Genomic DNA, 11226 nt, shown 5'->3' with positions numbered 1-11226 from the left:
CCCGGAAGCTAAGCCTTTCAGCGCCGATGGTACTGCAGGGGGGACCCTGTGGGAGAGTAGGACGCCGCCGAACAATTATTCCGGGAAAGCCCCGTGCCCTTGTGGCACGGGGCTTTTCTGCGTTCTGAGCGTCTAGGCTCGAACCATGCGCTACGAACTGGTCATCTTCGACAACGATGGTGTGCTCGTCGACAGTGAGCCGATCGCCAACACCATCCTCGCCGGCTACCTCACCGAGCTCGGACACCCCACCTCGTACGAGGAATCCCTCCACGACTACATGGGGTCCGCGGTGCACCGGGTGCACGACCTCGTGGAGGAGCGGACGGGGCAGAAGCTCCCCGCGGACTTCGACGAGACGCTGCACGCACGTGTCTTCGCCGCCTTCGAGCGTGAGCTCGTGGCGGTGGACGGGGTCCAGGAACTGCTGGGGAAGCTGGTCGCCGACGGGGTGGCGTACTGCGTCGCGTCGTCCGGGACCCACGAACGGATCAGGGTCGGGCACCGGAGGACCGGGCTCGACCAGTGGTTCGAGGAGGAGTGGATCTTCAGCTCGGAGGACGTGGGCCAGGGCAAGCCGTCGCCCGACCTGTTCCTCCACGCCGCCGAGCGGATGGGGGTCGCACCCGAGAGGTGCGTCGTCATCGAGGACAGCCCCCTCGGGGTAGAGGCCGCCCGGGCCGCCGGGATGGATGTGTACGGGTTCACGTCGATGATGCCGGCGGACCGGCTCGCCGGCGTGACGGGGTACTTCTCCGACATCTCGCAGCTGCCGGAATTGCTCGCCTGATCCATCTACCCACCGGTAGACGGTGGCCCTACGCTCGCGGCCATGACAGACGCGCGGTTGCGGCACGGCAGGGCCTCCTTGGTGCTGAGCTTTTTCGTGCAGGGGGTTGCCTTCGCGCTGCTCGTGACGCGGATCCCCGCCATTCAGGACCGGTACGGGATATCCGACGGCCTGCTGCCCGTCTTCCTGGCCGCTGTGCCGATCCTCGCGGGGGTCGGCAGCGTGGCCACCGAGAAGGTGGTCGCGCGGGTGCGGCCCGGGGTCGTCCTGCGGTGGACGCAGCCCGTCGTACTGCTTGCGCTGCTCGCGGTCGGTGCCGGTGGCGAGTTGTGGCAGGTCGCTGTCGCGCTCGGGGCCTTCGGGCTCGCCGTGGGGGCGCTGGACGCCTCCATGAACATGATGGGCGTCAGTCTTCAACGGGTGTACGGGCGCAGCATCATGCTCGGGTTCCATGCCGCGTACAGCCTCGGGGGTATCGCCGGGGCGTCGTTGGCGTGGGCCGGGGCGCACTGGGATCTGTCCTTGCTCGTTTCCTATCTGCCCGCCGTCGTGGTGCTGCTGCCCGCCGCTCTGGTGGGGAGTCGTTGGTACACGGACGGGAGGAGCGAGGGCGGTGCCGTTCCTCCGGTTGTCGGGGAGGGGAAGGGGGCGGGGGTCGGCGTCCCGTTCAAGCTTCTGCTGCCGCTGTGTCTGGTGATGAGCTTCGCGTACATCGGGGACTCGACCGTCTCCAACTGGAGTGCCAAGTATCTGCAGGACGTGCTGGGCAGTTCGGAGCAGATGTCGACGATGCCGTACAGCGTCTACATGGTGACCACGCTGCTGGGGCGGACCGTCGGGGACCTGGGGGTGCGGCGGCTCGGGGCCGTGACCGTGGTGCGGTGCGGGAGTGTGCTGGCGGCTGCCGGCTTCGGGGTGGTGGCCCTGGCGCCGGGAGCCTGGGTGGGGCTGCTGGGGTTCACGATGCTGGGGCTCGGGCTGTGTGTCATCGTGCCGCAGACGTTCGCGGCGGCGGGGCGGATGTTCCCGGGGGCCAGTGATGTGGCGGTCGCGCGGCTGAACGTCTTCAACTACGTGGGGTTCCTCGTGGGGTCGCCGCTCGTCGGGGTTCTGGGGGACGCGTGGAGCTATCGCGGGGCGATGCTCGTGCCGATGGTGCTGGTGCTGGCGACGCTCTTGTATGCCCGGTCGTTCGGTCCCGAGCCTGCCCGATACGGTGGCGGGCATGAGCGGGCGCGCACAGCTGATGTGGGATGACGCAGTAACGGGATACGACTTCGGGGACAGCCATCCCATGGACCCGGTCAGGCTTGCCCTGACGATGGGGCTGGTGCGGGCGTTCGGTCTCGACGGCGCGGTGGAGGTGCGCGGCGCCAAGGCGGTCGGTGCCTCCACGCTCGGGCTTGTGCACCGCGAGGACTATGTGGCGGCCGTGCGGGCCGCTTCTGCCGACCCGAAGGCCGCCGATCAGTCGTACGGGCTGGGGACCGTCGATGATCCGGCCTTCGCGGGGATGCACGAGGTGTCCTCGCTCATCGCCGGGCTGTCGGTGGGGGCGGCCGAGGCGGTGTGGCGAGGCGAGACCTCCCATGCGGTGAACTTCACGGGCGGGCTGCATCACGCGATGCCGGGCGGCGCCGCGGGGTTCTGTATCTACAACGACCCGGCGCTGGCCATCGCGCGGCTCCTGGAGCTCGGCGCGGAGCGGGTCGCCTACGTCGATGTGGACGTTCACCACGGGGACGGCGTGCAGGCCGCGTTCTGGGAGGACCCGAGGGTGCTGACCGTGTCCCTGCACGAGCATCCGCGGACGCTGTTCCCGCAGACCGGGTGGCCGGAGGAGACCGGGGCCGGGGCCGGTGAGGGCGGTGCGGTGAATGTGGCGCTGCCTGCCGGTACGGGGGACGCGGGGTGGCTGCGGGCCTTCCACGCCGTGGTGCCCGAACTGCTGGCGGATTTCCGGCCGCAGGTGCTGGTGACCCAGCACGGTGCCGATACGCACTTCGAGGATCCGCTGGCCCATCTGGCGGTGTCGCTGGACGCGCAGCGGGCCGTGATGGAGGCGTGTCACGAGTTGGCGCACGCGTACGTGGAGGACGGGCGGTGGGTGGCGCTCGGTGGTGGCGGGTACGCGGTGGTCGATGTGGTGCCGCGGTCCTGGACCCATCTGGTGGGCATCGCCGCGCATGCGCCGGTGGAGCCGGAGGCGATGGTTCCGGAGTCCTGGCGGCAGGAGGTCTACGCACGGACCCGGCAGTTGGGTCCTGCCCGGATGACGGACGGGCGTACGCCGTCGTGGCAGCCGTGGGAGGCCGGTTACGATCCGGCCGACCGGCTGGACCAGGCGGTGCTGGCGACCAGGCGGGCGGTGTTTCCGCTGCGGGGGCTGCTGGCCTGACGGTGTGGCGGTTTCCGGCCGGACGCGGCGTGCGGCGCGGAATTATTACGCCAACTGTGCGGCGTATCCGGGCTTTTGGAGCCGGGGCGGGGCCGGTGGTGGAGCATCGTGAGGGTGTTGAGCATCGGAGCGCTGCGCGCTCATCTGCTGGCGGCCCGGCTGGCCGGGCCCGTGGCGACCACGCGGGAGAACAGTCTGCGGAGTTATCGGCTCTTCGCCGCGAGGGACCCCAGGGTGACCCTGGGGCTCGACGCGGAGTGGGCCTGGGGCGAGCGGGATCTGCTGCGGCTCATGGCCGACAAGTGCGGGGTATCCCCTGATCCCGCGTGTGTGTCGGGTCCGGATGTGATCGACCCCGAGCTCACGCTGGCGGGCCTGGACGCGTTCGCCGAACGGCTGGCGGGCGCTGCGGACCGGCGGGCTCCGGTGCTGTTCGGGACCGGTCATCCGCATCGGCTGCTCGGGTTCTACGCCGGCCTGGCAGACGCTTTGTCGGCGGCCGGCTGTTCCGTACTCACCCCCGCGCAGGGCAGATGTGTCGACATAACGACCCGGTTCGGCGTACGTACGTACCGTATCGACTACGTACGAGGAGTCGCGCTGATGCGCGAACCCGGCGTGCGGTCTCCCGGTGGTGTCACCGGCGCACATACCCATTCGCCCCTGCCGGTTCGGGCCGCGCTCGAGGACGCGGTGGAGCGGAACGGGCTGCTGCCGGAGCTGGTGGTGGGTGACCATGGATGGGTCTGCGGCGCAGGTCAGCTGGGCATTGAGGCGATCGGACTGGCTGATACGGACGACCCCGCGCTGTTCGTGGGGGAGGCCGAGGGGAGGGTGTCCGTCGCGGTTCCGCTTGATGATGCCGTGCAGTCCGATTACTACCGTCCGCTGACGCGCTATGTACTCAATCGGGCGTGTCTGTCACATTAGGCGACCGATGGTCTCACCTCTTCCCCACTCGCATCACCCGCCCCTAATCTGGGGAGTGAGCGCACATCGACGAAGAGTCACCGGAGGGGAAGCCGGTGCGCGTCGCGTGCGGAAGGTACAGGTGGGTCATGGCTGCTGGCAGCGAGGTACCTCTCAACGAGGTCAAATTTCTGACCGTGGCGGAAGTCGCCTCGGTCATGCGGGTGTCGAAGATGACCGTGTACCGCTTGGTGCACAGCGGTCATCTGCCGGCGATCCGGGTGGGAAGGTCCTTCCGGGTCCCGGAGCAAGCGGTTCACGAGTATCTGCGAGAGTCCTTCGTGGGGGTGGAGTCGGCCTGACGTTGCCCTCGGATTACGTCCCTCACCCGGTGGCGGGTAGGCTAGGCCGACGTAGGTCGTGTGGGCCCAGACGCCCCGCACCAGTGAAGAAGAAGTGAGCGAGGGTAGTCGTGGGCTCTGTCATTAAGAAGCGGCGCAAGCGGATGGCCAAGAAGAAGCACCGCAAGCTGCTCAAGCGCACGCGCGTTCAGCGTCGCAACAAGAAGTAAGCGAACGCAGTTCGTGAAACCGCAGCCCCCCCGCCGTTCCGGCGGGGGGGCTGCGGCGCTATTCGGGCCAAGGCTTCGGCAGGGCCCGCCCCGGGGTCGTCACAGGGCAACATCCACCCGCTACGGTGACGGTCAGGGGAGTGCCCCGATCCGCAGGGCACCCGCTTCACGTACGACGGAAGGCGCTGATCTTGGGGAAGGTCGTGCTCGTCACAGGAGTGGCCCGGCAGCTGGGAGGCCGTTTCGTACGGCGCATCCAGCGCGATCCCGAGGTCGACCGGGTGATCGCCGTCGACGCGGTCTCACCCGGGCACCAGTTGGGTGACGCCGAGTTCGTCATGGCGGACATCCGGCAGCCGGCGATCGCGAGGGTTCTCGCCGAGCACTCCGTCGACACGGTCGTCCATCTGGATGTCTCCGGCAAGGCGCTCGGTGCGGGCGGCCGGACGGCCATCAAGGAGAACAACGTCATCGGCACCATGCAGCTGCTCGGTGCCTGCCAGAAATCGCCGACCGTCCAGCGGCTCGTGATCAAGTCCAGTACGAGTGTGTACGGCTCCGCGCCCCGCGACCCGGCGGTCTTCACCGAGACCACGCCGCCCAAGTCCCTGCCGAGCGGGGGCTTCGCGAAGGACGCCGTGGAGGTCGAGGGGTACGTACGGGGCTTCGCGCGCCGCAGGCCGGACGTCGCCGTCTGCGTGCTGCGGTTCGCGAACATCCTGGGGCCCGATCCGGACTCGCCGCTGGCCGACTATCTGTCGCTTCCTGTCCTGCCGACGGTCTTCGGGTACGACCCGAGGCTCCAGTTCGTGCACGAGGACGACGTCATCGACGTACTGGGGATCGCCTCGAACGAACCGCGGCGCGGGACGCTGAACAGCGGCACGTTCAATATCGCGGGCGACGGCGTGCTGCTCCTGTCGCAGTGTTCGCGGCGGCTCGGGCGGCCGACGGTGCCCCTGCTGCTGCCGGCCGTCACCTGGGTGGGCTCGGCGCTCCGCACGATCGGCATGACGGACTTCTCGCCGGAACAGATCCGGCTGCTCACGCACGGGCGGGTGGTCTCCACCGTGCAGATGCGCGAGACGCTGGGATTCCGCCCGCGGTTCAGCACCGCGGAGACGTTCGCGGAGTTCGCACGCAGCCGGGGCCCGGGGCTGCTGCCGCCCGACACGGTGGGCAGAGCCGTCGACCGGCTCGCCGAGTCACGCCTCGCGGGCGGGGCACATTCCATTCACGGCGCCAGGTAGAGGAGCGCATCGACGATGGCGGATGCCAAGGTCATTCCGTTCGACGACGACCGCACGCGGCCGGGTGGCGCGCCGCGTCCGGCGCGGCGCAGGGCGGGGTCGGGCAGCAACCGGGGCGCGGGCCCCGTAGTGGCCGGTGGGGCGCCTGTGAGCGCCCTTCCGGGCGGGGAGGTGCCGATGGGGGCCGAGGGGGACGGACAGGGGGCGGTGGAGCCGCAGGAGGCTCAGGAGACCCAGGAGGGCTCGGGGCGTGGCGGCTGGGACCGGCGGATCGCCGGTGGGCTGGCGTTCCTGCGGCGACGGGTCACCGGTGACTACGAGGTCGACGAGTTCGGTTACGACAAGGAACTGACCGATCAGGTCCTCATGTCGATGCTCCGGCCGCTCGCGGACAAGTACTTCCGTGTCGAGGTGAAGGGCGTGGAGAACATCCCGTCCGACGGCGGGGCTCTGATCGTGGCCAACCACTCGGGGACGCTGCCGCTCGACGGGCTGATGCTTCAGGTCGCCGTGCACGACAACCATCCGGCCAACAGGCATCTGCGGCTGCTCGCCGCGGACCTGGTCTTCATGCTGCCCGTCGTCAACGAGCTGGCCCGCAAGGCGGGACACACGCTGGCGTGCACCGAGGACGCGGAGCGGCTGCTGGAGAGCGGTGAGGTCGTGGGGGTGATGCCGGAGGGGTTCAAGGGCATCGGGAAGCCGTTCGGCGACCGCTACAAGTTGCAGCGGTTCGGGCGTGGTGGCTTCGTGTCGACGGCGCTGCGGGCCGGGGTGCCGATCGTGCCGTGCTCGATCGTGGGCGCGGAGGAGATCTATCCGATGATCGGGAACTCCAAGACCCTGGCGCGGGTGCTGGGGATTCCGTACTTCCCGATCACACCGACGTTTCCGTGGCTGGGGCCGCTGGGGGCGGTGCCGTTGCCGACGAAGTGGACGATCCAGTTCGGGGAGCCGATTCCTACGGACGGTTATCCGCCGGAGGCGGCGGAGGATCCGATGCTGATGTTCAACCTGACGGATCAGGTGCGGGAGCAGATTCAGCACACGCTGTACAAGCTGTTGGTGCAGCGGCGGTCGGTGTTCTTCTGACCGGTCGCTGGAAAGTCGCTGGAAATGCCTGATGTGGCTGGGGCCGGTGTTCGGGCCCCAGCCACACGCTGTTTACGGCTTCAGGTCCTCGCCGTCGATGCCCAGACCTGGGAGCAGTCCGGGGAGCAGGGGCGGGAGGGTGACGTCCGGGGACGGGGGCATGGTGACCTTGCCGCCCGGGGCCGACGGGCTGACCTCTTCCGTCGGGAGGTTGTCGAGCAGGCCGTCCGTGCCGCCGCCGAGCAGACCGTCGGACGAACTGCTGCCGGAGCCGGACGGCTTGGGCCGGGTGCTCTGGTCCGTACGGTCCTCCGATGCGGTGGGCGAGGAAGGTGCCGGCGCGCCGCCACCGGATGTGCCCGTGGCGTCCTTCGGGTTGTCGGTACGGCGAGGTTCCTCGCTCCGCTCCGGGGTGCTGGGGAGCAGTGACTGGAGCGGGGCGACCTCTTCGTCCATCGCCTCGAAGATCGAGCTGACCTTGTCGCTGATGTCGGTCAGCTGTACGGGCAGCCGGTCCCGGAGGCTGCTCCAGCTCTCGCGGTGGGAACGGGAGAAGGAGTCCAGTGCCTGGATGGGGCCGATGGCGCCGTCCCGTTGATACGCCGCGTGCAGAAGGCGGTGGCCCTCCGTGGCGTCGTGGGTCATGCGGTTGAGCGTGCGCCTGACCTCGCCGAGCGATTCGTGGTCCATCTCGCCCGAGCGGCCCCGCTCCATGAGGCGGCGTGCCTCGCTGAGCCGGGTGGACGCCTGGTCGAGGTAGGCCTCGCCGCGGTCGGCATCGCCGTTGGCCATGCCGAGGTTGATGTCTTCCATGCCGCGCTTCAGCCCGTACAGGGAATCACCCGGCAGGGCGTCCGAACTGGCAGCGGCCACTCCTCCGAAGGCTCCGGCGGCCACACCTACGGTGAGTCCACCGGCGGTGAGTCCTTTCGCCCAGCGTGAGCGGGGGCGCAATTTCCGGAGCGGGGACGCCCGGTGGGCCCCCCTGCCCCGTTGCTCGGGCACCGTAGGGCCCGTGGACGCACCGCCCTCGGCGAACATGGCCTCCATGGCGGCGACGAGCTGGGCTCGTTGCACCATTTTGACCTCGGGATCCATTGTCGGTCTCGGCAGCTCACCGAGGCCGTTCGCCAGGGCCAACAGCGGTCCGTGGTCGGCCTGTTCGGCCGGTTCCTCGGGCTGTACGGCCGCCGCACCCTGGAGCGACTGCTCCTCCATGGCCTGGGCGAAGGCGTTCGCCCGCCGGTGTGCCGAAACGTTTGCGATCACTGGCGGCACCTCCTCTCGTCATGACGGTCGACTCCCCTGAGCGTCCGGAAGGTTGCATACCTTGAGCGTTTCCACACGATTGAGTGAGTGGAATCGGTCATGGTGTGACGACAGGGGGCCTGCAACCGGCACAACGAGCGGCGCGGCACTTGGGTTACGCACGAAAGATGATCGGACCAGTGCGTCATGAACCGATCACCGTGGGTCGGTCTAACGGGCATCGTCCGGCAGGAGCCGGGCGAGTGTACGGACGGCGCGGTACTGCAGAGTCTTGATCGCGCCCTCGTTCTTTCCCATCACCCGGGCCGTCTCGGCGACCGAGAGACCTTGCAGGAAACGAAGGGTGACGCACTCCTGCTGCTGTGGATTGAGTCGGCGCACGGCCTGAAGCAGTGCGGCATTGGAGAGGGACTCCAGGACGGAGTCCTCGGGGGATCGCTCGACCTCGTTGGCGTCGAGCATTTCGCCGGTGGTCACTTCGAGTCGGAATCGACTGGATTTGAAGTGGTCGGCGACCAGGTTTCGGGCGATTGTGACCAGCCAGGCGCCGAAGTCGCGGCCCTGCCAGGTGAAGGTGGAGATGCGGCGGAGTGCGCGCAGGAAGGTCTCGCTCGTGAGGTCCTCCGCTGTCGCCTTCCCGCCCACGCGGTAGTAGATGTACCGGTACACGGTGTCGCTGTACTGGTCGTACAGGCGGCCGAAGGCGTCTGCCTCACCGGCTTGTGCACGCTCGACAAGATCCATCATGCGAGCGCTGTCGCTGTCGGCCGTCGGCCGGCGAACGGTTGACGTGGTCGTGGCGCCGCGGTTGCTGCGTCTTCCGACCGCCGCACCCCGTTCGGCCAGGGCATAGCAGGGGCCGACTGGTGCAGGGGCGGCAAAAGCGGGGACGGCGTACGCGGTGGGGACGAAGCCGCGCAAGCGGTCGGCGACCGTTGCGCGCAGCGTAGCCAGGCCCGAGGCGTCAACCCCGACATGTGGGTACACGGGACTCCCAGAGGCAGAGCTTCCATCACGTGCAGTTCGAAAACCGTCACTCGTCGTAGCGGGTGAGGGGCTCCGTCATGCGTCTGAGGAGAATAACGCTTCGTACAGGCGGCGCTACACCCAGTTGCTCAAATCACCGGTTAGGTCACTTCCGTAACCTCTAAGTGACTACTCAAGTAGCACATCGTGACCGGTTATTGATCAGAAAGCTTCGAGATCTGCCTGTGGGCGCGACGGGTTGTGGTCGGAGGATGGCAATCCGACTGGCCGGAGGGGTGGGTGGGGAGGCGCGGCCCGGCGTCCCGTATGGCCGTACGACCCCGGGCGTGGCCCGGCGGGGGCGGCTTCGGCCCCTTGCCGGGGTGCCGCCGCGGCGGCCCGGGGTGCCCCGGCTTCCGTGATCGGGCGAAGCGGGGAGGCGCGGGCGAGGGGCGCGCGCCGGAGGTGCGGGTGCTTCGGGGGGCGGGTGCGGTGGTGGGTGCGCCGGGTGGGTCAGCGGCGGCGGCGGTGCAGGGCGACCGCGGCGGCGGTGCCGCCGGCCAGGGCGCCCACGCCGGCGGCTGCCGGGATGCCGACCTTCGCCGCCTTGCGGCCGGTGCGGTAGTCGCGCAGGCGCCAGTCCAGGGCGCGGGCGTGCTTGCGGAGCTTGGTGTCCGGGTTGATCGCGTACGGGTGGCCGACCAGGGAGAGCATCGGGATGTCGTTGTGCGAGTCGCTGTAGGCCGCGCAGCGTTCCAGGTCCAGGCCCTCGGCCGCCGCCAGGGCGCGTACCGCCTCGGCCTTCGCGGGGCCGTGCAGCGGCTCGCCGACGAGGCGGCCCGTATAGACGCCGTCGACCGATTCGGCGACGGTGCCCAGTGCGCCGGTCAGGCCGAGGCGGCGGGCGATGATCGTGGCGGTCTCGACGGGGGCTGCCGTGACGAGCCAGACCTTCTGCCCGGCGTCCAGGTGGGCCTGGGCGAGGGCGCGGGTGCCGGGCCAGATGCGGTCGGCCATGTACTCGTCGTAGATCTCCTCGCCGATGGACATCAGCTCGGAGACGCGGTGGCCCTTGACGATGGACAGGGCGCTGTCGCGGGCGTCCTGCATGTGTTCCGGGTCCTCGACGCCGGCCAGCCTGAACCACGCCTGCTGCCAGGCGAAGCGGGTCAGCTCGCGGCGCTGGAAGAACTTCCGCTTGTACAGGCCGCGGCCGAAGTGGAAGATCGCGGCGCCCTGCATCACGGTGTTGTCGAGGTCGAAGAAGGCCGCGGCGCGGTCGTCCCCGGCCACCGGGAACGCGGGTTCCTCGGCCTCCTTCGTAAGAAGGGACTCGTCGGCGGAGAGTTCGGCGGCGAGCGACGACTTCCGCGCTGCCTCGGCTGCTGCCTCGCCTGCCAGCACGCTCCGTGCTGTCGCGGAGCGCCTACGGGGTGTGAGCCATCCAAGAGCGGCCATGTCGTGAGCATAGCCAGTCCGTTCGTCCCTGCCCGACCTGCTGGGATGCGAAGGCGTGAACTCTCCGGGGCGGGATTGTTAATCGGGTGATTCCGGACGTGCGCGGGCGGAGCAGAATGGAGTGCATGAGTGCACTGCTGCGTCGTACGAAGAAGAAGCCCGCCGACCGCGTGGTGACCCTGGTCGGAAAGCCGGGATGCCACCTCTGCGACGACGCGCGGCTCGTGGTCCGTGCCGTCTGCGAGGAGACCGGCGCGTCGTGGGTGGAGAAGGACATCACGCAGGACGAGGCGCTGTACAAGGAGTACTGGGAGCAGATTCCCGTTGTGCTCGTGGATGACGAACAGCACACGTTCTGGCGGGTGGATCCGGCGAGGTTGCGCAGCGCGCTGGGTGCCTGAGTGAAACCCGGTTAACATCATGGGCGTTTTGAGTGGTCTCGGGGGCGTAGACGTGAGGAGTGTGTACCGCCTTGCCCCCTTCGCGCCCGCAACGGGCTGATGCGGTCCATGGTTCCGGGATC

General features: G+C 69.0%; 12 protein-coding genes and 1 rRNA gene. 10 read left to right on the top strand and 3 right to left on the bottom strand.

Going from position 1 to position 11226, the window contains the following annotated elements; genetic code table 11:
• The 9 genes from rrf to ACWGO0_RS33180 form a co-directional block, all read left to right on the top strand.
• A 5S ribosomal RNA gene (gene rrf / locus ACWGO0_RS33220) occupies positions 1–73 on the top strand; the annotation flags it as partial.
• A 72-nt stretch (positions 74–145) separates the two neighbouring features.
• Positions 146–790, top strand: coding sequence for an HAD family hydrolase (locus ACWGO0_RS33215; RefSeq protein WP_453543566.1), 645 nt, complete (start codon positions 146–148; stop codon positions 788–790).
• Positions 791–832: 42 nt separating this feature from the next.
• Positions 833–2047 carry an MFS transporter gene (locus tag ACWGO0_RS33210; protein WP_453543564.1) on the top strand — a complete coding sequence of 405 codons (1215 nt, stop codon included), beginning with the start codon at positions 833–835 and terminating at the stop codon, positions 2045–2047.
• On the top strand, positions 2016–3188 hold the full coding sequence (locus ACWGO0_RS33205; protein ID WP_453543562.1) for an acetoin utilization protein AcuC: 1173 nt from the start codon (positions 2016–2018) through the stop codon (positions 3186–3188). The genes ACWGO0_RS33210 and ACWGO0_RS33205 overlap by 32 nt, the downstream gene beginning before the upstream one ends.
• A gap of 114 nt (positions 3189–3302) precedes the next feature.
• Complete coding sequence (locus ACWGO0_RS33200) at positions 3303–4118, top strand: phosphatase (RefSeq protein WP_453543560.1); 816 nt, start codon at positions 3303–3305, stop codon at positions 4116–4118.
• Between the two features lie 128 nt (positions 4119–4246).
• Positions 4247–4459, top strand: coding sequence for a helix-turn-helix domain-containing protein (locus ACWGO0_RS33195; protein ID WP_328910829.1), 213 nt, complete (start codon positions 4247–4249; stop codon positions 4457–4459).
• 110 nt (positions 4460–4569) lie between these two features.
• Entirely contained in the window at positions 4570–4668 is a 99-nt protein-coding gene (locus tag ACWGO0_RS33190; RefSeq protein ID WP_003948845.1) for a 30S ribosomal protein bS22, read from the top strand.
• A gap of 191 nt (positions 4669–4859) precedes the next feature.
• Positions 4860–5918, top strand: a complete 1059-nt coding sequence (locus ACWGO0_RS33185; RefSeq protein ID WP_453543558.1) for an NAD-dependent epimerase/dehydratase family protein — start codon at positions 4860–4862, stop codon at positions 5916–5918.
• Positions 5919–5933: 15 nt separating this feature from the next.
• Complete coding sequence (locus tag ACWGO0_RS33180) at positions 5934–7010, top strand: lysophospholipid acyltransferase family protein (protein WP_453543556.1); 1077 nt, start codon at positions 5934–5936, stop codon at positions 7008–7010.
• A gap of 72 nt (positions 7011–7082) precedes the next feature.
• Here ACWGO0_RS33180 and ACWGO0_RS33175 read toward each other — a convergent pair whose 3' ends face one another.
• The 3 genes from ACWGO0_RS33175 to ACWGO0_RS33165 form a co-directional block, all read right to left on the bottom strand.
• Complete coding sequence (locus ACWGO0_RS33175; RefSeq protein ID WP_453543554.1) at positions 7083–8279, bottom strand: DUF5667 domain-containing protein; 1197 nt, start codon at positions 8277–8279, stop codon at positions 7083–7085.
• A 210-nt stretch (positions 8280–8489) separates the two neighbouring features.
• Positions 8490–9266, bottom strand: a complete 777-nt coding sequence (locus ACWGO0_RS33170; RefSeq protein WP_030974218.1) for an ECF subfamily RNA polymerase sigma factor, BldN family — start codon at positions 9264–9266, stop codon at positions 8490–8492.
• Between the two features lie 492 nt (positions 9267–9758).
• A complete protein-coding gene (locus ACWGO0_RS33165) occupies positions 9759–10703 on the bottom strand; it encodes an HAD family hydrolase (protein ID WP_453543552.1) in 945 nt (314 codons plus the stop codon).
• A 125-nt stretch (positions 10704–10828) separates the two neighbouring features.
• Between ACWGO0_RS33165 and ACWGO0_RS33160 the strand changes: the two genes are divergently transcribed.
• Positions 10829–11104 carry a glutaredoxin family protein gene (locus tag ACWGO0_RS33160; RefSeq protein ID WP_328910823.1) on the top strand — a complete coding sequence of 92 codons (276 nt, stop codon included), beginning with the start codon at positions 10829–10831 and terminating at the stop codon, positions 11102–11104.
• Positions 11105–11226: the final 122 nt, after the last annotated feature.

It is taken from the genome of Streptomyces sp. NPDC055749 (assembly GCF_053617235.1).
The sequence above is the reverse complement of the archived record's forward strand: the minus strand, read 5'-3'. Positions and strand labels throughout refer to the sequence as shown.

Coding starts and splice junctions, on each gene's coding strand:
- ACWGO0_RS33195 (WP_328910829.1), top strand. CDS start 4,247: ATGGCTGCTGGCAGCGAGGTACCTCTCAACGAGGTCAAATTTCTGACC.
- ACWGO0_RS33210 (WP_453543564.1), top strand. CDS start 833: ATGACAGACGCGCGGTTGCGGCACGGCAGGGCCTCCTTGGTGCTGAGC.
- ACWGO0_RS33215 (WP_453543566.1), top strand. CDS start 146: ATGCGCTACGAACTGGTCATCTTCGACAACGATGGTGTGCTCGTCGAC.
- ACWGO0_RS33160 (WP_328910823.1), top strand. CDS start 10,829: ATGAGTGCACTGCTGCGTCGTACGAAGAAGAAGCCCGCCGACCGCGTG.
- ACWGO0_RS33205 (WP_453543562.1), top strand. CDS start 2,016: ATGAGCGGGCGCGCACAGCTGATGTGGGATGACGCAGTAACGGGATAC.
- ACWGO0_RS33180 (WP_453543556.1), top strand. CDS start 5,934: ATGGCGGATGCCAAGGTCATTCCGTTCGACGACGACCGCACGCGGCCG.
- ACWGO0_RS33165 (WP_453543552.1), bottom strand. CDS start 10,703: ATGGCCGCTCTTGGATGGCTCACACCCCGTAGGCGCTCCGCGACAGCA.